The following is a 23,325-nucleotide window of genomic DNA, read 5'->3' on the forward strand; positions in this document are numbered from 1 at the left end:
TTCTTATCGGCTTCTCAACGTCAGCTCGTCAGCAGACGCATGAAATTCTGGTAGTCCTCCCGGATCCCCGGGTCGCTCTCCTGCAATTCGACGATCTTCTTGCAGGCATGCAGTACGGTGGTGTGGTCCCGTCCGCCAAAGGCGTCGCCAATCTCCGGCAGGCTGTGATTGGTCAGCTCCTTGGACAGAGCCATGGCCATCTGCCGGGGCCGCGTCACCGTGCGGGTGCGGCGTTTCGACAGCAGGTCCGCCACCTTGATCTTGTAGTACTCCGCCACCGTGCGCTGGATATTGTCGATACTCACCTGCTTTTCATGCAGCGCCAGCAGGTCCTTCAGGCTTTCACGGATAAACGGCGGCGTGATCTCCGACCCGGTAAAGTGGGCATTGGCAATCACCAGCCGCAGGGCGCCTTCCAGTTCCCGCACATTGGAGCGGATTTTCTGGGCAATGAAGAACGCTGCCTCGCTGCTCAGCCGGACACCCGCCTGATCCGCTTTTTTCATCAGGATGGCCACCCGGGTCTCGAGTTCGGGAGGCTCCACCATCACCGTCAGACCCCAGCCGAAGCGGGACTTCAGCCGCTCCTCCATATCGGTGATTTCCTTCGGAAAGCGGTCACAGGTAACAATAACCTGCTGCCCCCCCTCCAACAAGGCGTTGAAGGTGTGGAAAAACTCCTCCTGGGATCGTTCCTTGCGGGCGAAGAACTGGATATCGTCGATCAGCAATGCGTCCACCGAGCGATAGTAGCGCTTGAACTCGTTGATGGCGTTAAGCTGCAGGGCCTTGACCATATCCGCCACGAACCGTTCTGACCGCAGGTAGGCCACCTTGGCGTTGGGATTTCGCGCCACGATTTCATTACCGATCGCGTGCATCAGGTGGGTTTTACCCAGACCCACACCCCCGTAGAGGAACAAGGGGTTATAGGACCCGCCGGGGTTTTCCGCCACCTGCATGGATGCCGCCCGGGCCAGCTGGTTGGACTTGCCCTCAACAAAGGTATCGAAGGTGAAACCTTCATTGAGGAACGACTGGTGCTTGATATCCCCTTCTACCTGTACCGAGGAACGCTTGGATCCCCCGGAGGGCACCGATGCCGCCACTCCTTTCTCTTCCTCGGTGACGTGGCCTGAATCGTCGGATAACGGTGCCCGCGTCGCTCCCCTGCCGCGCTCCGAAGCGGCCGAGCCATGACCATTCACCCTTCGTGATGAGGATTGATCCGGGGAGGGCTGCGTTTGCTGCTGGCCGTCCGCCTTCGGTCGTGACGCCGTGCCCACTTTCATATTGACCCGTGGGGCCTGCCCCCCCTCCAGGTCCTTGATCACTTCCTCGATCCGGCGCAGGTATTTCTGGTTGACCCAGTCCATAACGAACCGGTTGGGCGCGAACAGCACCAGGTAGCCATCATCCAGTTCAGGCTGAAGGGGCCGTAGCCAGGTGTTGAACTGCTGCGCCGGAAACTCATCCCGGAGTACTTCTAGACACTGATGCCAGATCTGCTGCGGCACGTCCGCTTGCCTCCGATGCTGATGAAATTCGTAACCCGTTCGGTTAACCCCGGCCTGCCGGACGGCAGACCACAAGACCGGAAATTGTACCCCCCGTTGGCCTTGAGAAAAAGCCTGAAAAGCGACACCGTGAACAGCCTGTGGAAATATTTTTTCTTTTTTATCAAAATTTTACAAATTTACACACATGGTTGTGTACAGAAAATCATTCTCAAAAACTTATCCACAGGACCCTGTCGACAATCTGTCAGCAAACCTGTTCATGAAACCTTGACGGATCCGGGATAACTACCCTGTTTCGAAAATTACCGACTTCTCCCCATTTCCTACCGTACCTTTCCACAGGGCTCACCCGCACTTCACAACAACCTTACCCCAAGGCCAATAGTCTGTTTTCGTTGACGATAGATCGATTTTCCACAGAAATGCTGCAACCTAATAACAGTAATAATAGAAAAGATTTAAAAGAATCAGAAAAACCTATTGATACTGTTATGGTGACCCTGCCCGGCCGTCTTCGGACATCCCTCGGTAATCCCTGCCCCGGCACTCTCCCCACCCTCACAGAAACCATTGAAATCACCCCCCGATTTGCTTAGAATGCCGCTCCTGTTTTGACTGTTCATTTTGCAGCCAATCAAGGCGCTGCAAACCACCCTCACGATCAATGAGAGCGTAATCATGAAAAGAACGTTTCAACCAAGCGTACTGAAGCGTAAGCGCGCCCACGGTTTCCGTGCCCGCATGGCAACGGCCAACGGTCGCAAGGTCATCGCGCGTCGTCGCGCCAAGGGTCGCGCACGTCTGTCCGCCTGATCCGGATTGCAGTGTGGGGGATCACTCGTTTCCCAAATCGTCACGCTTGTTGCGCCCTGCCGATTATTCGGGCGTTTTCAACAACGTGCGGGTACGGGTTCCCCACCGGCACTTCCTGATCCTGGCAGCGCCCAATACCCTTGGGCAGCCCCGGCTTGGCCTGATTTTCTCAAAACGCAACCTTAAACACGCTGTCCAGCGCAACCGCGTGAAACGGCTGGTTCGGGAAAGTTTTCGCCACCGCAATGACCTGGGGTCACTGGATATTGTTGTCCTTGGCCGGCAGAACCTCGCCACGCAGGATAACCAGGCACTGCACCGGGCCCTGGACTCGATCTGGCAGAAACTGGTCAGGAAGTCCCTTGAATCCGATACCCGTAGCGGCCCTTCTGGATAGGCACCATGCGATCTCTCCTGGTAGTTCCCATCCAAATCTATCGTTACGCCATCAGTCCAATGATGGCCAGCCACTGCCGTCATACTCCCAGTTGCTCCGCCTACGCCCTGGAAGCCATCGAAACCCATGGTGCCATCCGGGGATCATGGCTTGCGGCACGACGCCTGTCCCGCTGTCACCCCTGGGGAACTCACGGATACGATCCGGTGCCCGGTACTGACCGGTCAGATACCCGAGCAAACGCCAACCCAACTGCAGACTAAGTTTATGGACATTCAGCGCATCGTATTATTTGCCGGTCTTGCCATAGTCAGTTACCTGATGGTCCTGGCCTGGAACGAGGACTATAACCAGCCTGTGGAAACCCCCACAGTCCAGGAACAGTCTGCAGATTTTGAGGCACCCTCCAGCGACGATGAACTGTCTCTGCCTGACAGCGGGGAACAGGCCTCCGAATCCTCCGGCGACCTGAACGCACCGGGTGGACAGACCGCCCGCGGCAATACCGATCTGTCCTCGGCGGATCGACTGGTGACTGTCCGCACCGACGTCCTGGAACTGAAGATTGACCGGGTGGGCGGCAACCTGGTGGAAGCCTCGCTGCTGGATTACGATCGGACCCTGGATGGCGAAGAGCCCCTGCGCCTGCTCCAGACCACCGAAAACCGCACCTATTTCCTGGAAAGCGGGATGATCGGTCGTGACGGTTTTGACAGTCGCAAGAACGGTGAAACCCCGGTGTACCAGGTGGCGGATCCGGAAGTAACCCTGACCGAGGGTGAGGATAGCCTGCAGGTGGACCTGATCTTTCAGTCCAGCCAGGGGGTTACCGTCACCAAACGCTATGCCCTGGAAAGGAACAGCTACGAGATTGATGTCCGTTACCTGATCGACAATCAGTCCGACAACACCTGGCAGGGCAACTTCACCGGCAAGATTATCCGTGACGAGGCCCCCGATCCCACGGCCCAGAACAGTATGGGTATCCGGGCCTTCCTGGGACTGGTGATCAGTTCTCCGGACGACCCCTACGAGAAGTTCGATTTCTCTGACCTGGAGGACAACAACGTCAGCCGGTCGGTGACCAATGGCTGGCTGGCTTTCCTCCAGCACTACTTCATCTCCGCCTGGATCCCACCGCAGGATCAGGCCCATCAGTATCAGACCACGACCCGGGGCAACCTCAATGTGATGGGCTTTGTCAGCCCCGCCACCGTGGTGGAACCGGGTCAGTCCGTCGAGACCGGAGCCCGCGTCTACGTTGGCCCCAAGATCATCGAACGCCTGGAGACCGTGGCCCCCAACCTGGACCGCACCGTTGACTTCGGCTTCCTGTTCTTCATCTCACTGCCGCTGTTCCTGTTCATGGACTGGATCCATGGCCTGGTCGGCAACTGGGGTGTGTCCATCATCCTGCTGACGGTGGTTGTGAAGGCCGTGTTCTTCAAGCTGTCGGCCACCAGTTACCGTTCCATGGCCCGCATGCGGGCGGTGGCACCGCAGCTTACCCGGCTGAAGGAACTCTACGGTGATGATCGCCAGCGCATGTCCCAGGAGATGATGGCGCTGTACAAGAAAGAGAAAATCAACCCGCTGGGGGGGTGTCTGCCCATCCTGGTGCAGATGCCGGTGTTCATCGCCCTGTACTGGGTCCTGTTCGAGAGTGTGCAGTTGCGCCATGCGCCGTTCATGCTGTGGATCCAGGATCTTTCCCAGATGGACCCGTACTTCATCCTGCCGATCCTGATGGGTGCCAGCATGATGCTGCAGATGCACCTGAACCCGACGCCGCCGGATCCCATGCAGGCCAAGATCATGAAGCTGATGCCCATCATCTTTACTGTCTTCTTCCTGTGGTTCCCGGCCGGTCTGGTACTGTACTGGCTGACCAACAACATTCTGTCCATCGCCCAGCAGTGGTACATTACCCGCAAGATCGAGCAGGAAATGGCCACCAGGAAAGGATAGCGCTACTCCGTTATCCACAGAGTGTCAGGGGCCTCGTCATGAGGCCCTTTTTCGTTTCCGGGATACAACCTTCGCATCCACACCGGAGTACCAGATGCAGCCGACCACCGATACCATTGCCGCTATCGCCACCGCACCAGGACAGGCGGGTGTGGGTATCGTGCGGGTGTCCGGCCCCTCCGTTGCCGCTATTGCCAGCGCGGTGCTGGGTTTTAAACCCAGACCCCGATATGCCCACTTCGGCCCTTTCCTGGAGGGCGACGGCAGCCTGATCGATGAAGGTATCGGGCTGTTCTTCCCCAACCCCCACTCCTTCACCGGCGAGGATGTGCTCGAACTACAGGGCCATGGCGGTACCGTGATCCTGGACCTGCTGCTGCGTCGGGTCTGCGAGTTAGGGGCCAGACTGGCCCGGCCGGGGGAGTTCTCCGAACGGGCCTTCCTCAACGACAAGCTCGACCTGACCCAGGCCGAGGCCATTGCCGACCTTATCGAAAGCAGTTCCGAGCAGGCCGCCCGCTCCGCGGTTCAGTCCCTGCAGGGGGTATTCTCGAAACGGATCAACGAACTGGTGGAATCGGTGACCCACCTGCGGATCTATGTGGAGGCCGCCATCGACTTTCCCGAGGAGGAAATCGACTTCCTGGCGGATGGCAAGGTTGCGGAGGATCTTGATCGCATTGTCACCGACCTGGATCGGATCCTTGTGGAAGCCCATCAGGGCAGCCTGCTGCGGGATGGCATGAAGGTCGTGATCGCCGGCCGCCCCAATGCCGGCAAATCCAGCTTGCTCAACGCCCTGGCCGGTCGTGAGGCCGCGATCGTCACCGCCATTGAGGGCACCACCCGGGACGTACTGCGGGAACATATCCACATCGATGGCATGCCCCTGCACATCATCGATACCGCCGGTCTGCGGGACAGCCCGGATGAAGTGGAACAGATCGGTATCGCCCGGGCCTGGGACGAAATCCGTCAGGCTGACCGCATCCTGCTGATGGTGGATGCCACCACCACCCCGGAAACAGAACCCCACGCCATCTGGCCGGATTTCATCGACCAGTTGCCGGAACAGGCCCCGGTCACCGTGGTCCGCAATAAGGTGGACCTGTCCGGTGAAACCGTTGGCATCACCGCCGAGCCCCACCAGGCGGCGCCGGTGATTCGTCTGGCGGCCAAGTCCGCCGATGGCCTGGAAGTGCTCCGGGATCACCTGAAGGAATGCATGGGCTTTGCCGCCACCACCGAGGGCGGCTTCCTGGCCCGCCGCCGCCACCTGGATGCCCTCAACCGGGCCCTGGACTCCCTCCACCAGGGCCAGGACCAGCTCCAGGGCTATGGCGCCGGTGAACTGCTGGCCGAAGACCTGAGGGCAGCCCAGGACGCCCTGGGTGAGATCACCGGGGCGATGACCTCCGATGACCTGCTGGGCAAGATTTTCAGCAGTTTCTGTATCGGTAAATGATCCCTTCTGACCCCCCAGGCTGATTTTCCTGTCGGCGCAATCCGGCTGTATTCGCCCTTTTCCATACCTGGCTCAAGCTGAAACCGCATCGCTTATCTTTGGTGCATTAGTCAGTGTACTGATAAATATAGGGGCATGATTCGCTTTTGGGTGGAGCGTTCAAGGAGTTCCTTATGTGATATTTATTTCCAGTTTAAATGTTTAAAAACAGTTGTTTACAAAATTTATTTACTATAGCTCAATACTGTGGCACGTGTTCTGCTTGCTCATCGGATAGCGGGGCATTTATCAAAAAAATCAGTGGACCATGGGAAGTCAATGGATAGTACAGAGGTGAATACAAGAGCCGGTCGTTTTTCAGGGGCGCGTCTTAAGGGTATCGCCCGCGTTAGCGATCTTGTGGCGGCCCCTGATGGCGCTACCTTTCTGCATGCCGGTCCACCGTATGGCTCCTATCCGATACCCCCGGCCGTCCTGAATGCTGCAGCTCATGCGGTGATGTTTGAAAAGCTCGCTGCCCATTTCGATGAAGCTAAGCAGCTCCTGCTTCGGGGAGTTATCAGACTGGCTCCGGCCCAGGAATACGGCGTGGTGACCCCCCTGGCCCAGGTGGTATCGCCATCGATGCCCGTGTTCATTGTGGGCGATGACAGCTATCAGGCATATGCCCCCATTGCGGAATCTCCACCTCCCGCGCTCCGTTTCGGATCATCGGACAGCATTTGCCTGCAGCAGTTTACCGAACAGACATCGCTGGCCCTGGAAGAGCTGGCGCCGGCACTTGCCAGTAGCTCCGTTGCCATGGAAAGCATTATCGCCCACGCCCTTTACCATCAGCAGGAGTGCCACTCGCTGACAGAGGCGGCCAATAGGGCGCTACTATCGATGATCAGTGGCATCCCGGATGATACCCGCCAGCAACTGAACGCCAATCAGGGCTACGTTCTTCCAATCCTAATGGCGGCCAGTTCTTGGCGTCTGCATCAGGGGCCCGGGGACATTGAGGCGGTTGGTGGCAACGGGCATGAATTCGGTATCCGCCTGAGGGGCAGCTCCCGGTGGTTGACCTGCCAGGCGGATCCGCCCGTGGGGCCAAGGTTTTCTGGCAAGCACAATGAACCGGTTCTCGGAGCTATTGGTGACAGTGCTGTCATCGATTTCTGTGGTCTTGGAGGGCAGTCCCTGGATGCCTCACCGGAGCTGGTAATGCTATGGAAAAGCCAGTTACCGACGAACTGGCGGAATCGTCGCAATGCGCTGGTGGATGCCTCCACCGGGGTTGTCAGTGCCCGTCGGATCGCCGACACCGGTCTGATGCCTCTGGTCCATTTGGCCATGGTGGGTGCCGGACCAGAGGCTGGCATCCTTGGACGCGGTTTCTACCAGCCAGACCCGGGGCTGTTCACAGCCCTCAAACACCAGCAGACCCGTGGCTGAGCATCGTCCGCGGGCCCGTTGTCATTGCAACCTCCGAATGGAGTTTCACTATGGGACATAAAAAACATTTCGTTGCGTCACTGTTACTGGGAGCCCTGGTGGCCGGTCCGGTTGCCGCCGAGGACACCATCAAAATAGGTGTCTCCCAACCATTGACCGGTTCTGTGGCTGCGTCAGGAACCTACGTTGCCAATGGTGCCCGGCTGGCTGCCGACAAGATCAACAGCGAAGGCGGTGTTCTGGGCAAGTCCATTGAACTGGTGATTGAGGACAACAAGTCCAATCCCCGGGAAGCGGTAAACGCTGCTGAGAAACTGATTCTCCGTGACAAGGTGCCGGTGATGATGGGCGCCTGGGGCTCGACCTTCACCCTGGCGACCATGCCCAAGTTGGAGGAATACGGCGTACCCATGGTGGTGGAGACTTCTTCATCCAGCAAGATCACCACGGCCGGCAACCCCTGGGTATTCCGGATCAGCCCCACCTCAAAGATGGAGGCCATTGCTTTCAGCGAGAAGCTGGACAGTTTTGACCCGCCCATCGAGAAAGTGGATTTTCTGTCGGTGAACAACGACTGGGGTCTGGGTGCTGCGCAGGAATTCGAGGCCATGTTCAAGGAACACGGCATCGAAATCGGGCGCAAGGAAACCATTTCCCCGGGCGATGTGGACCTTTCGGCCCAGCTCTCCTCCCTGAAGGATTCCGGCAGCGACACGTTGATCATGACCTCCGGCGTGGAGCAGATTACCCTCGGTATCCGGCAGGCTTCGGAGCAACGACTTCCTCATCGAATCGTCACCACCGGCGGTTCGTTCCCGGAGCCATTGCTCGAGTCACCGGTGGGTGCGGATTATGTCAGTACCCATCTGCTGTTCTTTTCCCCCTGGACACCGGAAAGCGCGGTCCATCCGGAGATTGCTACCGGGTTCGTGGAAGCCTGGAAGGTAGAGGGACATTCCTTTCCTGGTCTGAGCGAAGGTTTTCGTGGGTATGACGGCATCATGACGATTGTCCAGGCAATCGAAGATGCCGGCAGCTCTGAACCCGAGGCCATTCGTGACGCCCTGTGGGAGGTTGAGGTAGCCGGTGTCAATGGTGATATTGCTTTCAAAAAGGATGGCCCGGAAGGCCGCGAAAGTGGCCAGAGTATGCCGAATGTCTACATCGTCCACCTTCAGGACGGTGAAGTGACGGCCCAGTAACGCCAGCGGGGGGCCCCAGGTCCCCCGATCAAACCTGTCTGTAAAAGATTCGGGAGTCCGACTGTGGACGAGATTCTTCAACATCTGGTCAACGCCATGGTATTGGGCGCCACCTACGCGCTGCTGGGTATAGGCCTGACGATCATTTTCGGCATCATGCGTGTGGTGAATTTTGCCCACGGTGAACTCTATACCCTGGGGGCCTATGCCGCCTATGGCCTGGTGGCCCTCCTGGAGGTTGATTTCTTCACCTCCATCCTCATCGCCGCGACGATAGGCCTGCTCGTTGGGGCGATCATTGAGTATGTTTTTCTTCGCAAGAAGGATCTGAACAATATTGATGAGGTGATGCTGATCATGATTGGCATCATGATCGTGATGCAGAACCTGGAACTGCTGGTCTGGGGTGGGGTAGCCAAGATCGTGCCTTCCCCCTTCTCCCAGGGCGCAATCGACTTCGGTGTGGTCTCTCTGAGCCCTACCCGTCTGTTTGTCTTCCTGACGGCTGTGGTGCTTCTTGTCCTGTTCTACGTGGGTATTGAGAGGACCCGCTTTGGCCTCGCCATTCGTGCGACGTTCCAGGACCAGGACGCGGCACGAATCGTCGGGGTCAATGTGTCCCGGATCTACACCCTGACTTTTGCCCTCGGATCGGCAATGGCGGCCGTGGCAGGCGCTTTGCTGGCGCCGATATTTGTTGCAACCCCGATGATGGGCGATCTCGCCAGCCTCAAGGCATTCGCGATCGTCATTCTGGGCGGTCTCGGGAATCTGGGAGGTGCCGCCCTGGGAGGGTTCCTTCTGGCTTTCATCGAGGAGTTCGGGGCCGGCTATATTTCCAGCGCCTATCGGGATGCCTTCGGCTTTATTGTGATCATCCTGGTGATGCTGTTCCGTCCCCAGGGGCTGTTCTCAGCCAAGGAGAGGGTGGGTTGATATGAAGCACAAGGGTTTTTTTATCGTTGTGACGATAATGGCGATGCTTCCGGTGCTTTGGCCCGATCCCTATGTTCTGTCGGTCACCGGCGCCGCTGGCATCATGATCATTGCGGCCATCAGTCTGAATCTGTTGCTGGGCTTTACCGGCCAGCTGAGTCTGGGACATGCGGCTTTCTTCGGCATTGGCGCCTATACCAGTGCGTTGATGTCGCTGGGTTTCGACGTCCGGCTGGGCTTCGGCATTGAGCTGGTAGTGGACCCGAAGCCAGTATGGCTGGCGTTCCTTACCGCGATCGTGGTGACCGGCATTTCTGGCTGGCTGATCGGCAAACTGGCGTTCCGTGTACGGGGCGCCTATTTCGTGGTGATCACCATCAGTTTCGCCCAGGTCATGCGCTTGATTGCCCTGAACTGGGTGGACCTGACCGAGGGGCCCATGGGGATGATCTCGATCCCGCCCCTGACGCTTTGGTTACCCGGTGAAGGCGTGATTGCGCTGACGTCCAAGGCAGCCACCTACTGGCTGGTGCTGGTGGTCGGCATTGTGGCGTACCTGCTGGTCGCCAGCCTGGTCCACTCCAGAGCCGGACGGGCGATGATTGCCCTGCGGGAGAACGAAACCCTGGCCACGTCGGTCGGCATACCGGTGACTTACTACCTGACCATTGCAGCGGTGGTGTCGGCAGCAATCGCCGGCGCGGCGGGCGGACTCTACTCCCACACAGTGCGTATTATCGATCCGGATGTGTTCCTGTTTATCTACACCGTCACCATGGTGATCATGGTGATTGCCGGTGGCAAGGGCACCCTGGCGGGACCGGTGATCGGAGGCCTGATCTTTGGCCTGATGCCGGAATTGCTGCGTGGAGTGGTACGTCCCGAAGTCCAGTGGATCATCTATGGCGCGGTGATGGTGCTTATTCTGATGTTCATGCCCAAGGGGCTGGTACCGGCGCTGTCGGACTTCGTGTCCTGGCTGAAGAACGGCATGGCGAGACCGAAAGGCAAATCCCGGCTAGTGGAAGGAGCGAAATCATGACGGCTCCCGCAATGGAAGTCAGCCCTCCGGAAACGGTGCTGTCCCTGAAGGGGATCACCATGCGCATCGCCGGTCTGGTGGCGCTTAATGACGTGACATTCGATATCCCGGCCGGCCAGATTGTCAGCCTGATCGGACCTAATGGGGCGGGCAAGACCACCGCGTTCAACGTGATCTCGGGATACATGCAGCCAACGTCGGGTCACGTCGAACTCTTTGGTGCCAACATTACCGGTGTCACGCCCCATTCCATCGCATCCCGGGGACTGGTACGCAGTTTCCAACGTACCAGTGTGTTCGGTGCAAGGACGGTATACGACAATGTGCTTACCGCGCTGCATCTGCAGGGCTCCAGTTCACTGCTGCAGTCCCTTTTGCGGCTGCCATCGTTTCGCCGGGATGAATCGGCCCTTGATAAGCGGGTCTGGGAACTACTGGATTTTGTTGGCCTGAGACACCGCGCCGATGAGATTGCCACTACGCTGTCGTTCGGTGAACAGCGCCTGTTGGGTGTGGGGATTGCCCTCGCGGCCCGGCCGAAGGTGCTGTTGCTGGATGAACCGGCGGCTGGCATGAACCCGGCGGAAACCGATGACTTCAAGGCCATCGTCCGGCGCATCGGCGGCAGTGGCATTACGGTGCTGCTGGTGGAACATGACATGCACATGGTGATGTCCATCTCGGACTATATCGTGGTCCTCAACCAGGGCCAGATGATTGCCCAGGGTCTTCCGGAAGAGATACAGCAGAACCCGAAGGTGATTGAGGCCTACCTGGGCAAGGGGGTAAAACGTGCTGAAGCTTGAGGATGTGACGGTCTGCTATGGTCCGACAGTGGCGGTGGACCAGGTCTCGATGGAGGTAAAGGAAGGCGAGTTCGTTACCCTGATCGGCTCCAACGGTGCCGGCAAGTCCACCACGTTGCGGGCCATCAGTGGTCTGGAACCGGTGCGGTCCGGGCGGATCCTGTTCGACGGGGATCCGATCCACAAATGCCGGTCCCAGGAGATCCTGTCCCGGGGCATCGCCCATTGCCCCGAGGGGCGGCGCGTGTTTCCCCAGCTGACCGTGCGGGAGAACCTGGAAATGGGGGCCTATCGCCGGTTCGACAAACAGGGCATACGTCGTGATATCGACCATCAGCTGACCCGGTTTCCGCGCTTGAAGGAACGCCTGAAACAACCTGCCGGCACCCTCTCCGGTGGCGAGCAGCAGATGCTGGCGATCGCCCGCGCGCTGATGTCCCGGCCAAGGCTGGTGATGTTTGACGAGCCATCGCTGGGCCTGGCACCGAACTTTGTGGAACAGGTGTTCAGTCTGGTTTCCGAGATCTGCGCCGGCGGGACCACCGTGCTGATGGTGGAACAGAATGCCTATGCCGCCCTGGAGCTGTGCGACCGTTCCTACCTGCTGAATACCGGCCAGGTAAAGCTGAGCGGCACCGCCAGCGAGATGATGGCCAACCCGGAAATCCGCAGGATCTATCTGGGGGCGGCCTGAAACCGCCGGAGGGCAGGCCTGTCCTCCGGTCCCTGCCAACCATGGTTCAGGGCAGCTTCAGCGAGGCCCGGCCATGGTCGTTGCTGGCACTGACGATCTTGATCATGTAACGGATAAAACGCGCCCGTTCCGCTCTGGTCAACGGCTCGACCGTACGGTCATGGGCGGCCTGGGCGCTGGCATCCACCTCATCAAGCAACCGGCGGCCGGCTTCCGTCAGGCTGGCCAGTTGCCGGCGGTTGTCTTCGGTGCATTTCCGCCGCTCCAGCCAGCCGGTCTTTTCCAGTCTGCGTAGCACCTCGGTGGTGGTGGCCCGGTCGATGCCGACGCTGTGGCCCAGATGTTTCTGGTCCAGCTCATCGTCCCGCAGGGCGGTCAGTACACTGTATTGCACCGGCGTGATATTGAAGCGTCCGCATTCATCATGGAACAGGGCCACATGGATCTGGTGCAGGCGCCGGATCAGGAAGCCTGGCCGTTCAGCCAGGGCACCCTGCAGTTCGGAGAAGGCGTCTTTGGTGGTTGCGGATTTCCTGGCTGGTGTCGAGCTGGGCATTAATGATGTCCTGGTTTTCCTGGGCCGGTCGGAGTTGGAATCAGGGGGCCATTGTTACCCAGAAGCCGCCACCAAGGCCAATCCGTTACCGGCTACCGACGTGAAAACAGTTGCCGGATCCAGCGCCGTAAAGCCATGGACAGCAGGCGGAAAAGGCCCAGTGACTGTTTGCGGGGTGCCTCCTCACCGGACAGCAGGGCGCTGAAGTTGTCCTGGAACTGCTCGATCAGTACACCGACGATCTCATCCACCAGGCTGCCACGGCTGAACTGGGCCAGGGTACCGGTCATCTCGAACGTCAGCGCCAGGGTCAGCCGGCACCGGGTATCGTCCAGCACTTCCAGGGTAAAGGAAAGGCTACCCCTGGCCGAGGAGTTGGACCGACTGTCCTTGCCCCGGCCCTCCACCTGCCCCTGCCAGCTGGCGTCATCAAAGTCCGCTTTACCCTCGCCGGCGATGCGGGCGGAGACCGGGCCCAGACGAACGTTGAACACACCCTCAAGGGAGCCGTCCTCCCGCAGCTCGGTCAGTTCCGCGCCGGGCAGGCAGGCGACTACGGTTGTCAGGTCGGTGCTCAGGCGCTGCCAGACCTCGGCGGCCGGGTGAGGCAGGGCGAAGGTGGACTCCACCCGGCGACCATTGCCCTCCTGCTGGCTGCGGGTGGTCGCCTGTTGGGGGTGGCTGGTGGCCGGATCCGACAGGGGTATATCCGCCAGTGGCGGGAGGGCAAGGGTGGCCGGTACTGGCGCCGGGGTTGTGGTGCCCGGATCGGTGACGTCCCGCAACACCCGCTGGATGGCCCGGACAATGCCGGTATAACCAGTACAGCGGCACAGGTTGCCGCTCAACTCCAGGCGAATGCGGGTATCGTCCACGGCCTGGCCGGCAAACCGGAGTACGATATCACGGGCGGTCACCAGCATGCCGGGGGTACAGAAGCCACACTGGAGCGCGTGCTCGGCGGAGAAGGCCGTTCGCAACCGGGCCATCAACGGGTCGTCGTCAAACGCCTCGATCGTCTCAATGCGACTCTGGTCGCAACCCACTGCCCAGGTCAGGCACGACCGCACCGGCCGCCCGTCCCGGACTACCGTACAGGCACCACAGATGCCCTGCTCACAACCGATATGGGTGCCGGTCAGGTGCAGGTCTTCCCGGAGAAAATCCGCCAGGTTACGCCGGGGTTCCACGGCGATGTCCACGGACTCGTCGTTAATGGTGGCTACAGGTATTCTCATTGCTGGTTACTCCGGTCCAGGGCCCGTTGCATGACGTGGATGCGTATCTCGAGGTCAGCCGGCTCCGTGTCCGGGGCCCGTTGGGCCAACGCCTGGCGCCAGCGTTCCGGCACCAGGGCATCGTCGCCCTCCAGGGTCAGGGGGGCACCGGCAAGGGCCCCGAATACAACCCGTTTGGTGGCCGTGGCGGGCACGGAGTAGACCGCACCGATGGCATGGGCCAGCTCCCCGGTCTTGCGGCACATCTTAAAGTACCCGAACCGTGCACTGGGCGGCACGGTTGGCACGAATACCGCCAGTATCAGTTCCCCGGGTGCCAGCATGGTCTGGAAGGCCCCCCGCAGGAAATCCCGCAGGTAAAGGCGTCGCAGTTGGGCGCGGCCGCCCTGGTGCTGTTGCAGGATCACCTGTGCTTCCAGGGCACACAGGCTGGTCGCCCAGTCCGCCGCCGGGTCCGCATGGGCCAGGCTGCCGCCAATGGTGCCGCGGCTGCGAACCGCGCGGTAGGCGATGCCCCGGGCTATCCGGGGCAAAATACCGTTACAGGTGTCCGGCAGCAGGCCGTCTTCGATCTCGGCGTGGGTGGTAGCGGCGCCGATCATCAGGCCGTCCTCCAACTGCTGGTAGCCCTTCAGTTCCGGTAACGAGGCAATGTCCAGCAAGGATTCGGGCTGTGCCAGGCGCAGGTTCAGCATGGGGCCGAGGGACTGGCCGCCGGCGATTACCCGAATGTCTGGATTCTCCAGGCGGGTTCCGACCTGGTGCAGGTCATCGCCCCGTTCGTAGGCAAAGGCATGGGGCTTCATGACGCCTTCTCCTGTTCCGGCTGTGTCGATCGGGCTCCGGCAATCGCGGCCAGCAGCCGGTGCGGGGTGACCGGCACCTGGCAGACTTCCGCGCCGAGGGGGCGGAGGGCGTCGTTGATGGCATTGACAATGGCGGCGGGTGGGCCAATGGCACCACTCTCGCCGATGCCCTTCTGCCCGAATTCGGTATAGGGGGAAGGGGTCTCCATATGGTCGATGTGGATATCCGGCACCTCGGTGGCTCCCGGCAACAGGTAGTCCGCCAGGGTCGAGGCCAGGGGCTGGCCATTACGGTCGAAGGGCATTTCCTCGTAGAGCGCTGTACCGATACCCTGGGCGACACCACCGTAAACCTGGCCGTCCACGATCATTGGATTGACCAGTACGCCGCCGTCCTCGACTACCACGTAGTCCAGGATCTCGGTGGTGCCCAGGTCCGGGTCGATTGCTACTACGACCGCGTGAGCGGCATAGCTGAAGGTTCCGCTGTCACGCAGGGGCTTGTAACCGGTAGTGGCTTCCAGGCCGCCGGAATCCACGTCGTCGGGCAGGTCCTGGGGTCTCAGGTACCAGGTCTCGCAGACCCGGGTGAGTGATACCTCCTGTCCCTCCGGGCCGGTGACGCGGCCGTTGGCGACGGTCACCTGGTCACGGCGCAGTCCCAGCAGGCCGGCGCCGATGCTGGCTACCCGACCGGACAGTTCGCGACAGGCGCTGGCGACGGCCCCGCCGGCCATAACCATACAGCGGGACCCCCAGGTGCCAGTGGAATAGGGCGTCAGTGCCGTGTCGCCATGAATGACCCGGACCCGCGCGGTATCGATGCCCAGCACTTCCTCGGCAACCTGCGCCAGGGTGGTCTCCAGGCCCTGGCCGTGGGAGTGGATGCCCACCCTGACTTCCAGGGCACCGTCCGGCGTCAGTCGTACCACGGCCTGCTCGTGACCGGGCACCATGGGAATCCCCCAGCCGGCGTAAACCGACGTACCGTGGGCGGATTGTTCACAGAAGATGGACATGCCGACTCCGATCAGGCGTCCGTCCGGTTCCGGTGTCTTCTGACGCTGCCTCACTTTGTCCAGTCTGATGGCCTTGACCGCCCGGCGCAGGCACTGGGGGTAGTCGCCGCTGTCGAAGTGTTTATGGGTAATATTGTCGAAGGGCATGTCCTCCGGGCGTATCAGGCAGTCCAGGCGCAGGTCGGACGGTTCCCGGCCCACCGCCCGGGCCAGTGCGTCCATGGTCAGTTCCATGGCGAAGCAGACCCCGGTCCGCGCCACGCCCCGGTAAGGCAGGATCGGGGGTTTGTTGGTCGCTACCGCAGTCGCATCACAGCGGTAGGCGCGGAAGTCGTAGGGTCCGGGAAGAATGCTGGCCACCTGGGCGGATTCCAGGCAGGCGGAAAACGGATAGGCAGAATAGGCTCCGGCGTCCACGACCGCGGTGGTGTCCAGTGCCAGCAGACGTCCCTCGCTGTCGCCATACGCTGTTACCCGGTAATGGTGCTCCCGGCAGTTGGCGTTGGCGGTGAGCTGCTCGCGGCGGTCCTCCAGCCAGCGCACGGGCTTGCCGAGTCTGATGGCGAGCCAGGCGACACAGACCTCTTCCGGCAACAGGATGCCCTTGTAGCCGAAGCCGCCCCCGACATCCGGCGTAATCACCCGGACCTGTTCATGTTGCAGGTTGAGGCACTCGCACAGTCCGGTCCGCACGATGTGGGGCATCTGCGTTGAGGTATACAGCTGGAGCTGTTCTAGACGGCTGTCCCAGTGGGCGACCACCCCCCGGCCTTCCATGGGGGACATGCATTGCCTGGAGGTGCGGTACTCACGCTCCACTTTGACCGCGGCAATGGCTTTCACCGCTTCAATATCGTCATCCACCCGGGTTTGCTGGAACCGGTTGTCGCCCCATTCATCGTGCACCAGAGCCGTGTCCGGGCCCAGTGCCTCCAGCATGTCGGCGATCACCGGTAATTCCTCGAAATCGGCCCGGGTTGCATCCACCAGATCTTCCGCCGTGGCACGACTGCCGGCGACGCAGGCGGCAACCAGCTCGCCCACGTAACGGACCTTGTCGTGGGCCAGTATCGGTTGCACGGAGGACTTGAAACCGGGCAGTGCCGAGTCGGCCAGGATGCCCCGGACATCGCCCAGGTCGTCGGCGGTATAAACCCGGTGATGCAGGCCTTCGGGTTTGCTGATCTCGCGGATACGGCCATGGGCAATGGGGCTTCTCAGGAAGGCCACATCCATCATGCCCGCAAACGTCAGGTCGCCGATGTACTGGCCGCGCCCTCTCATGTAGCGATCATCTTCCTTGCGCACCGTTCGCGCGCCCACGCCACGGGTCTTCAGGCCGGATCCAACTTCAGTATTTTGCACGCCTTGAACCTCCGCCCCGGTGTTTATTCCGGAGAAAAATTTCAATAAACCATGGTAGTGACTGCAAACTCTAAAAATATTAATCAGTACACTGTGTATTTACATGATCCGACTGTATACTATTAATCAGTGTACTGCACATTATTTTGGTGATCGGCCTGGTAATTCCTTGCAGACACCATGCCTGATCTGCCAAACGACGACGGAGGAGTATTCAGATGGGTGCAAAACCTTATGACCTGATTCTGAAGGGAGGCAGGGTTCTGGATCCTGCCAACCGAAGTGACCGGATAAGCGATGTGGCGGTGAGTAACGGTCGCATTGCCGCTGTGGAAAAGGCGATCGACCCGCAATTGTCCGAGCGGACCACGGATGTGACCGGGAAACTGGTACTGCCGGGTCTCATCGATACACACGCCCATATCTTCGAACATGTGACCGGGCGTTTCGGGCTGAACCCGGACAGCTGCGGAGTGAGGGCCGGCGTCTCTACCCTGGTGGACCAGGGCGGACCCAGTCTGATGACCCTGCCGGCATTCCGTCACTACATCTCGGATTCCGCCCATTCGCGGGTGCTCTGCTTCCTGTCCGCCTACCTGGTGGGAGGTCTGGAAGGACACCATTATCCGCAGCTCTACAGCCCGGAGGACGTCGACGTAAAGCGGACCATCGAAGTGGGTCTGGCCAATCGCGACCTGGTGAAGGGCATCAAGGCCCATGCGGAGGTGGGTGGCAAGTCCCGCTGGGGTATGGAGGTCATCAAGAAGGCCCGGGATATCGCCCGGGGCGTTGGTGTTCCCCTTTATATCCACCTGGGGCAGCTCTGGCCGGAACAGGGCAAGGGTATTGATGACCCCGACACTGTGATTGAGGAACTGGTACCCCTGATGAAGGAAGGGGATATTCTCGCCCATCCATTCACCCGCCACCCCGGCGGTTTTATCTCCAGCAAAACCGGCGAGCTACACCCCATTATCCGGGAGGGGCTTGATCGGGGACTGAGGGTGGACGTGGGGCACGGCTCCCACTTCAGCTTCGAGATGGCCGTCAAGGTAATCGAGGCGGGGATCTTCCCCAATACCCTCGGTGCCGACATGCATGGCTACAACACCAATGCCGGTCAGGTGACGGCGAGTGACCGGGAGCAGAATCCCTTCTATGGCAAGACCCGGTTCTGCCTCAGCCACGCCATGACCGAGCTGCTGGCGCTGGGAATGCCTTTGACCGATGTGGTGGCGACCGTTACCAGCAACGCTGCGGCCATGCTGGGTATTGACGACGAGGCGGGCAGCCTGACGGTGGGTCGTCTGGCCGATATCGCGGTGCTGGACCATCTCCAGGGCCGGTTTACCCTGACCGACAACAGTGGTGCCAGTGTGACCGCCAGTGAGGCGCTCAGTCCTGTGTTCTCGCTCCGGGCCGGCGTGCGCCATGAGGTGGATAGCCCGGTCGTGGTTGACCCGCAGGAACTTGCCAGTTGAAGAACCAGGATTGCCAGTGGTCCGGTGCCCTCGCCTCCCTGGAAAGCGAACTGGGCCGGATCCGCCAGGATGTGGACTCCCTGATCCGGCAGATGGAGAACTCCATTGCCGAATCTGACGCCTTTATCCAGCGGTTTCAGACCTCGGAATAGGTTGTCGACGTCTGGTGAGCGTACGCCAGGCGTTGTCCCTGGACTAGGTTTCCGTCAGGTAGGTCTCGGAAAAGGCTCTTAGCTCCTCGGATACCCTCTGGCGGATGGCCACCCGATCAGACGGATCCAGGCCATAGCGTTCCGCCAGTATCTCGAAGTCGGTGTCCTTCAGGGTGAGCGTCAGTCGCGGACGAAGCCGCTTCTTGCGATACGGCAGGTGTAGCACCTTGCGGACCATGTCCGAGGTGCCCATGTCCTGCATGGCGGCGGCCACCCGGAAGGTGCGCTGGATATCGTTCGACAGGTCAAAGGCGAGTTGCACCGCCTGGACGGCGCGTTCCTCGCTGGACCAATCCTGGCGTTTGCTCACGTGGCTATCTCCGGTAACGACAGAGGCCCGGCGGTTAACACCGGGCCTCTGCGGATGCGCGATTACTGCTCGCGGTTCCTGGCCTTGAGGCGGGAAAGCACGTCGTTGACCGCATCCTGGTCGCCGTCGATACCGGCGGCCTTGAGCTTCTCGTCGAGGCCGGCACCGGACAGTTCCTTTTCCAGGTCTGCACTGGCGTTCTGGCGGTCCTCTTCCCGGGCCTGGCGGTCGCGGATGCGCTCCAGGGTCTCCTTGGCGGTGCTCAGGGACGACTGGTTGCTGTTGATGTTGGTGTCGATCTGGGCGGTGGTGCGCAGCACCCGCTCGTTGGTCTTTACCACCTGCAGTTCGCGACGGTACTCCTCAAGCTTCTTCTCCGCCGTGAGCATCCGTTCCTTGAGCTGGACGACGCGCTCCTGCAGGCGGCTACGGGCCTCGGTCAGTTCCGCCGCACGGCGCTGGTGGCCGACGATGCGTTCGGCCACTTCCCGGGCCAGATCTTCCTGACCGGCGCCGAGCGCCTTGGTGGCATCGTCTTCCCTTTTGGCGACCTCGTTTTCTTCGGTCTTGATCTGGCGGGACAGGGAGGCCACTTCCGCCATCAGCCCGGCCAGTTCCTGTTTCGCCTGCTTGAGTTCCTGCTCGGAATCCCGCAACTCCTGTTCCAGGATGCGGTTGCCCTGTGTATCCACAACCGCTTCCCCCAGCTCATTGGCGCTGCCACGCATGGCGGTCAGCAGTTTCTTCAGTACGCTTTTCATGACGGTTCCCTCCGGTCTCAGGCCAGAAAATCTTCAAAGGTTTGCAACAAGTCGATGGCATTATCGGCCAGGGTGACCAGTTCCTGCCGGACCTCGGTCTCGCTCGAGGTGGGCGACAGGGCGCCGTAGACCACGTAGTGTTCACCCACCTTGCCAAGGGCACTCAGGGGCATGGGAACGCTGATGCGCAGCATGCTCTCGTGGAGTTCGGCCATGGAGTCGGGGCGGATTTCCCGTTCGTCGAAAAGGTACACAAGGCACAAAACCTGTGTGTCGGTTACGGTAACATAGACCGGTGTTTCCTCGGCGCCGGAGACCACCACCTGCAGGACCGGTTCTTCCCCGGTAACAGGCATGACATCGAATCGCCGACCGGCGTGGGTGCTGTCACCCAGGGACAGGGTGAGAGATTGAATGTCCACATCAAGCTCCTTTTGTGGCGTGTTCCAGTCGTGACAGGGGAGATGGGCGTCACGTTTTGGTATCCTCAGTGATTGACAGTTTATGTCAATAATCCGAGTCTATACGCGTTCCTAAATTATTTGCAACAAATAGTTTGGATGGGGTATAACTTGCCGGCAGTATGACAGCTTCTGTCATTGTCCAGGGATGAGGATACAACTTGGTATGGAAACCTTTCTCGCAATTACCTTCTCTTTCCCCACGGTTATCTTCACCGTCCTGCTCGCCGTTGCGGTGATCTACTGGCTGATTTCCCTGCTGGGTATCGCCGGTGATGCGGATGTTGGCGATGGTGACCTGATCGACGGCGATCTCGACAGCTCGACCGATTTCGGTGGGCTGATGGTTACCCTGGGACTCCACGGGGTTCCGTTGCCGCTGGTACTGACCCTGTTGTTCCTGGGGGCGTGGTCGTTTTCGTACTTTGCCGACCTGCTGCTGGGCCGCCACCTGGGTGGTGTGATGTACCTGCTGTTTACGGTGGTGGTGATTGCGCTGGCCCTGGTATTTACCCTGTTCCTGACCTCCTTCCTGATCCGGCCGCTGCGCCCGTTATTCCGCCGGGCATTTCACCAGCCGCTGCAGAAAAGGATCATCGGCACGCCCTGTGTCATTGTGTCCACATCGGTGGATGGCAACAGAGGGCGTGCCGAAGCCATGCTTGATGGCGCCCACCTGATCCTCCAGGTGCGCGGCGATCGTCCCTTTTCCCACCGGGACCGGGCGGTCCTGGTGGAATACCTGTCCGACCAGAAGGCCTACTGGGTGATCCCGGAGGCAGATTTCCACGCCGGTGATACAACCGGTTCGTTCCCCCACTGACGCAGGAGAGTAATTACATGGATTTGTCCTGGATCATGCCGGTACTCGTCATTATTGGCGTACTGGTCATCAGCATTCTTGGCCTGCTGGCCCTGTTCAAGGCGTTCTATCGCAAGGTCGACCAGGGCCAGGCCCTGATCGTCAACGATATGTCCGCCACGCCCAAGGTGTACTTCACCGGGGCCATGGTATTGCCGGTTATCCACCGTCACGAGACCATGAAGATCTCGGTCATTACCCTGGAACTGAACCGCACCGGCAAGGAAGGGTTGATCTGTAAGGACAACCTGCGGGCGGACATTACCGTGGCCTTTTACCTGCGGGTCAACGAGACCCCGGAAGATGTCCTGCGGGTGGCCAAGTCCGTGGGCGTGGGCCGGGCGTCGGACCGGGATGCGGTCAACGAGCTGTTCAACGCCAAGTTCAGTGAAGCCCTCAAGACCGTGGGCAAGAAGCTGGACTTCATGCAGCTGTTCGAGGAGCGCCAGCGGTTCCGGGACTCCATCGTGGAGACCATCGGTGAGGACCTGAACGGCTATATCCTGGAAGATGTGGCCATCGACTACCTGGAGCAGACCCCGAAGAGCTCCCTGGACCCCAACAATATCCTCGACTCCGAGGGTATCAAGCGGATCACCGAGATCACCGCCCTCCACAACGTGGAAACCAACCGCCTGGAGCGGGACCAGGAGCTGGAAATCCAGCGCAAGAACGTCTCCGCCCGGGAAGCGGCGCTGGAGCTTGAACGCACCCAGGCCGATGCCGAGGCCCGCCAGAAGCGTGAGATCGAAACCCTGCAGGCCCGTGAGACCTCGGAAACCAGCCAGGTGCGGGACCAGGAGCGTGCCAAGGCTGAGGCCGCCCGCATCAAGACCGATGAGGAAGTGGCCATTGCCGAGGAGAACAAGCAGCGGCAGATCGAGATGGCCACCAAGGCCCGGGAACGGGCGGTCCAGATCGAGGACGTACGTATCCAGCAGGCCCGTGAGCTTGAGGATGTGAACCGTGAACGGGCGGTGGAAATCGAACGCATCGGCATGGAGAAGGCGCTGGAGGAAGAGCGCAAGGAAATCGCCGATATCACCAGCCAGCGTATCGCCGTCGAGCGCAACGTGGCGGAAGAGGAAGAGAACATCAAGGATGTTCGCAACCGTTCCGAGGCCGATCGTGCCAAGGTCACCCGCGTGGTAGCAGCGGAAGCCGAGGCCGAGGAAGCCAAGCTGATGGAAGTGAAGTCCGCCGAAGCGGCCTTCGAGCGCTCCAAGCTGGAGTCCGAGGAAGTGCGGGTTCGCGCCCAGGCGGACCTGGATGCGGCCGAGAAGCAAGCGGTGGCGGACGAGAAGAAGGCCCGGGGCAACCAGGCTATGGCCGCCGCAGATGGCCTGGCACGGGCCCAGGTACAGGAAGCCCAGGCCAACGCCCTGCGCGCTGAGGGCATGGCCCAGGCCGAGGTCAAGAGTGCCACTGCGAAGGCGGACGAGGAAGCCGGCATGGCCGAGGTACGGGTGCTGGAGCAGCGCCTGGAAGCCGACGCGGAAGGCGAGGAGAAAATGGGCCTGGCCCGTGCCCGCGCCCGCGAGGAAATGGCCAAGGCGGAAGCCAACGGCCTGGTGGAGAAGCTCAAGGCCTACGACAACATGTCCGAGGATGCCCGCCACTTCGAAGAGTTCCGCATGAACCTGGAAGTGCACGAGAAGGAAACCATGGCCCGCATCGAAGCCCAGCGTATTGGCATGCTGGAGAACGGCAAGGTCATGTCCGCCGCCCTGAAGGACGCCAAGTTCGAGATGATTGGCGGCGATGGCGGCATCTTCGAGAAGTTTGCCCAGGGACTGGGTTACGGCAAGAGCGTGGAGGGCGTTCTGGACAAGTCACCGGCGCTGCAGGCGGCCCTGGCCGGCCTGTCCAACCGCCTGTCGGGGGACACGTCCTCGAAGTCGGCGGAAAACGCCTGACGACCCGGTCCGACCCGCCGGCCATAGTGCCGGTGGGTCTGGCCTGCCCGTAGTTTTT

23 protein-coding genes are annotated in these 23,325 nt (G+C 60.5%); 15 read left to right on the forward strand and 8 right to left on the reverse strand.

Features of this window, described 5'->3' with window-relative positions:
- Positions 1-20: 20 nt before the first annotated feature.
- Positions 21-1,517, reverse strand: coding sequence for a chromosomal replication initiator protein DnaA (dnaA, locus tag ACJO2E_RS14910; RefSeq protein WP_406964864.1), 1,497 nt, complete (start codon positions 1,515-1,517; stop codon positions 21-23).
- Between the two features lie 681 nt (positions 1,518-2,198).
- Here dnaA and rpmH point away from each other — a divergent pair.
- The 11 genes from rpmH (at position 2,199) to ACJO2E_RS14965 (ending at position 12,280) form a co-directional block, all read left to right on the forward strand.
- A complete protein-coding gene (gene rpmH / locus ACJO2E_RS14915) occupies positions 2,199-2,333 on the forward strand; it encodes a 50S ribosomal protein L34 (RefSeq protein WP_406964865.1) in 135 nt (44 codons plus the stop codon).
- Between the two features lie 13 nt (positions 2,334-2,346).
- Entirely contained in the window at positions 2,347-2,730 is a 384-nt protein-coding gene (gene rnpA, locus ACJO2E_RS14920; RefSeq protein WP_406964866.1) for a ribonuclease P protein component, read from the forward strand.
- Between the two features lie 5 nt (positions 2,731-2,735).
- Positions 2,736-2,993: a membrane protein insertion efficiency factor YidD gene (gene yidD, locus ACJO2E_RS14925; RefSeq protein WP_406964867.1), complete on the forward strand. Its 258-nt coding sequence runs from the start codon at positions 2,736-2,738 to the stop codon at positions 2,991-2,993.
- Between the two features lie 4 nt (positions 2,994-2,997).
- Positions 2,998-4,698 carry a membrane protein insertase YidC gene (gene yidC, locus ACJO2E_RS14930; RefSeq protein WP_406964868.1) on the forward strand — a complete coding sequence of 567 codons (1,701 nt, stop codon included), beginning with the start codon at positions 2,998-3,000 and terminating at the stop codon, positions 4,696-4,698.
- A 94-nt stretch (positions 4,699-4,792) separates the two neighbouring features.
- A complete protein-coding gene (mnmE, locus tag ACJO2E_RS14935; protein ID WP_406964869.1) occupies positions 4,793-6,163 on the forward strand; it encodes a tRNA uridine-5-carboxymethylaminomethyl(34) synthesis GTPase MnmE in 1,371 nt (456 codons plus the stop codon).
- A 498-nt stretch (positions 6,164-6,661) separates the two neighbouring features.
- On the forward strand, positions 6,662-7,600 hold the full coding sequence (locus ACJO2E_RS14940) for an oxamate carbamoyltransferase subunit AllG family protein (protein ID WP_406964870.1): 939 nt from the start codon (positions 6,662-6,664) through the stop codon (positions 7,598-7,600).
- Positions 7,601-7,650: 50 nt separating this feature from the next.
- Complete coding sequence (locus ACJO2E_RS14945) at positions 7,651-8,802, forward strand: ABC transporter substrate-binding protein (RefSeq protein WP_406964871.1); 1,152 nt, start codon at positions 7,651-7,653, stop codon at positions 8,800-8,802.
- Between the two features lie 63 nt (positions 8,803-8,865).
- Positions 8,866-9,738, forward strand: coding sequence for a branched-chain amino acid ABC transporter permease (locus ACJO2E_RS14950; RefSeq protein WP_406964872.1), 873 nt, complete (start codon positions 8,866-8,868; stop codon positions 9,736-9,738).
- A 1-nt stretch (position 9,739) separates the two neighbouring features.
- The gene (locus ACJO2E_RS14955; RefSeq protein ID WP_406964874.1) at positions 9,740-10,780 is read left to right on the forward strand and encodes a branched-chain amino acid ABC transporter permease; all 1,041 of its coding nucleotides are present in this window, start codon (positions 9,740-9,742) and stop codon (positions 10,778-10,780) included.
- The gene (locus ACJO2E_RS14960; protein ID WP_406964876.1) at positions 10,777-11,586 is read left to right on the forward strand and encodes an ABC transporter ATP-binding protein; all 810 of its coding nucleotides are present in this window, start codon (positions 10,777-10,779) and stop codon (positions 11,584-11,586) included. The genes ACJO2E_RS14955 and ACJO2E_RS14960 overlap by 4 nt, the downstream gene beginning before the upstream one ends.
- Positions 11,573-12,280, forward strand: a complete 708-nt coding sequence (locus ACJO2E_RS14965; RefSeq protein ID WP_406964878.1) for an ABC transporter ATP-binding protein — start codon at positions 11,573-11,575, stop codon at positions 12,278-12,280. The genes ACJO2E_RS14960 and ACJO2E_RS14965 overlap by 14 nt, the downstream gene beginning before the upstream one ends.
- Positions 12,281-12,326: 46 nt before the next feature.
- On the opposite strand, the gene ACJO2E_RS14970 is transcribed toward ACJO2E_RS14965, so the two are convergent.
- The 4 genes from ACJO2E_RS14970 to ACJO2E_RS14985 form a co-directional block, all read right to left on the reverse strand.
- A complete protein-coding gene (locus ACJO2E_RS14970; RefSeq protein ID WP_406964880.1) occupies positions 12,327-12,836 on the reverse strand; it encodes a MarR family winged helix-turn-helix transcriptional regulator in 510 nt (169 codons plus the stop codon).
- Positions 12,837-12,928: 92 nt separating this feature from the next.
- Positions 12,929-14,074, reverse strand: coding sequence for a xanthine dehydrogenase family Fe-S subunit (locus ACJO2E_RS14975; RefSeq protein WP_406964882.1), 1,146 nt, complete (start codon positions 14,072-14,074; stop codon positions 12,929-12,931).
- Entirely contained in the window at positions 14,071-14,880 is an 810-nt protein-coding gene (locus ACJO2E_RS14980) for an FAD binding domain-containing protein (protein ID WP_406964883.1), read from the reverse strand. The genes ACJO2E_RS14975 and ACJO2E_RS14980 overlap by 4 nt, the downstream gene beginning before the upstream one ends.
- Positions 14,877-17,264: a xanthine dehydrogenase family protein molybdopterin-binding subunit gene (locus tag ACJO2E_RS14985; RefSeq protein WP_406964885.1), complete on the reverse strand. Its 2,388-nt coding sequence runs from the start codon at positions 17,262-17,264 to the stop codon at positions 14,877-14,879. The genes ACJO2E_RS14980 and ACJO2E_RS14985 overlap by 4 nt, the downstream gene beginning before the upstream one ends.
- Positions 17,265-17,482: 218 nt before the next feature.
- Here ACJO2E_RS14985 and ACJO2E_RS14990 point away from each other — a divergent pair, with 218 nt between their 5' ends.
- Both ACJO2E_RS14990 and ACJO2E_RS14995 read left to right on the forward strand, forming a co-directional pair.
- Positions 17,483-18,745, forward strand: a complete 1,263-nt coding sequence (locus tag ACJO2E_RS14990) for an amidohydrolase/deacetylase family metallohydrolase (RefSeq protein ID WP_406964887.1) — start codon at positions 17,483-17,485, stop codon at positions 18,743-18,745.
- Positions 18,742-18,897, forward strand: coding sequence for a DUF2959 family protein (locus tag ACJO2E_RS14995; protein ID WP_406964888.1), 156 nt, complete (start codon positions 18,742-18,744; stop codon positions 18,895-18,897). Before ACJO2E_RS14990 ends, ACJO2E_RS14995 begins: the two co-directional genes overlap by 4 nt.
- A 43-nt stretch (positions 18,898-18,940) precedes the next feature.
- Here ACJO2E_RS14995 and ACJO2E_RS15000 read toward each other — a convergent pair whose 3' ends face one another.
- The 3 genes from ACJO2E_RS15000 to ACJO2E_RS15010 all read right to left on the reverse strand — a co-directional run bounded on the left by ACJO2E_RS15000 (position 18,941) and on the right by ACJO2E_RS15010 (position 20,450).
- Positions 18,941-19,267 (reverse strand): hypothetical protein, encoded by a 327-nt coding sequence (locus tag ACJO2E_RS15000; protein WP_406964889.1) that lies wholly within the window; start codon positions 19,265-19,267, stop codon positions 18,941-18,943.
- A 62-nt stretch (positions 19,268-19,329) separates the two neighbouring features.
- Positions 19,330-20,028, reverse strand: a complete 699-nt coding sequence (locus ACJO2E_RS15005; RefSeq protein WP_406964890.1) for a PspA/IM30 family protein — start codon at positions 20,026-20,028, stop codon at positions 19,330-19,332.
- A gap of 17 nt (positions 20,029-20,045) precedes the next feature.
- The gene (locus ACJO2E_RS15010; RefSeq protein ID WP_406964891.1) at positions 20,046-20,450 is read right to left on the reverse strand and encodes a YjfI family protein; all 405 of its coding nucleotides are present in this window, start codon (positions 20,448-20,450) and stop codon (positions 20,046-20,048) included.
- A 205-nt stretch (positions 20,451-20,655) separates the two neighbouring features.
- On the opposite strand from ACJO2E_RS15010, the gene ACJO2E_RS15015 reads away from it, so the two are divergent.
- The gene (locus tag ACJO2E_RS15015; protein WP_406964893.1) at positions 20,656-21,312 is read left to right on the forward strand and encodes a hypothetical protein; all 657 of its coding nucleotides are present in this window, start codon (positions 20,656-20,658) and stop codon (positions 21,310-21,312) included.
- Positions 21,313-21,329: 17 nt separating this feature from the next.
- Positions 21,330-23,267: a flotillin family protein gene (locus ACJO2E_RS15020; protein WP_406964894.1), complete on the forward strand. Its 1,938-nt coding sequence runs from the start codon at positions 21,330-21,332 to the stop codon at positions 23,265-23,267.
- The last annotated feature ends 58 nt before the right edge of the window (positions 23,268-23,325 follow it).

The sequence above is a fragment of the Marinobacter shunpengi genome (genome assembly GCF_045449695.1).
Taxonomy (GTDB): Bacteria; Pseudomonadota; Gammaproteobacteria; order Pseudomonadales; family Oleiphilaceae; genus Marinobacter.

Bases quoted from the DNA above. Each gene is read 5' to 3' on its own strand.
- rpmH (WP_406964865.1), top strand. From the start codon at position 2,199: ATGAAAAGAACGTTTCAACCAAGCGTACTGAAGCGTAAGCGCGCCCAC.
- yidD (WP_406964867.1), top strand. From the start codon at position 2,736: ATGCGATCTCTCCTGGTAGTTCCCATCCAAATCTATCGTTACGCCATC.
- yidC (WP_406964868.1), top strand. From the start codon at position 2,998: ATGGACATTCAGCGCATCGTATTATTTGCCGGTCTTGCCATAGTCAGT.
- mnmE (WP_406964869.1), top strand. From the start codon at position 4,793: ATGCAGCCGACCACCGATACCATTGCCGCTATCGCCACCGCACCAGGA.
- ACJO2E_RS14940 (WP_406964870.1), top strand. From the start codon at position 6,662: ATGTTTGAAAAGCTCGCTGCCCATTTCGATGAAGCTAAGCAGCTCCTG.
- ACJO2E_RS14945 (WP_406964871.1), top strand. From the start codon at position 7,651: ATGGGACATAAAAAACATTTCGTTGCGTCACTGTTACTGGGAGCCCTG.
- ACJO2E_RS14955 (WP_406964874.1), top strand. From the start codon at position 9,740: ATGAAGCACAAGGGTTTTTTTATCGTTGTGACGATAATGGCGATGCTT.
- ACJO2E_RS14960 (WP_406964876.1), top strand. From the start codon at position 10,777: ATGACGGCTCCCGCAATGGAAGTCAGCCCTCCGGAAACGGTGCTGTCC.
- ACJO2E_RS14970 (WP_406964880.1), bottom strand. From the start codon at position 12,836: ATGCCCAGCTCGACACCAGCCAGGAAATCCGCAACCACCAAAGACGCC.
- ACJO2E_RS14975 (WP_406964882.1), bottom strand. From the start codon at position 14,074: ATGAGAATACCTGTAGCCACCATTAACGACGAGTCCGTGGACATCGCC.
- ACJO2E_RS14980 (WP_406964883.1), bottom strand. From the start codon at position 14,880: ATGAAGCCCCATGCCTTTGCCTACGAACGGGGCGATGACCTGCACCAG.
- ACJO2E_RS14990 (WP_406964887.1), top strand. From the start codon at position 17,483: ATGGGTGCAAAACCTTATGACCTGATTCTGAAGGGAGGCAGGGTTCTG.
- ACJO2E_RS15005 (WP_406964890.1), bottom strand. From the start codon at position 20,028: ATGAAAAGCGTACTGAAGAAACTGCTGACCGCCATGCGTGGCAGCGCC.
- ACJO2E_RS15015 (WP_406964893.1), top strand. From the start codon at position 20,656: ATGGAAACCTTTCTCGCAATTACCTTCTCTTTCCCCACGGTTATCTTC.
- ACJO2E_RS15020 (WP_406964894.1), top strand. From the start codon at position 21,330: ATGGATTTGTCCTGGATCATGCCGGTACTCGTCATTATTGGCGTACTG.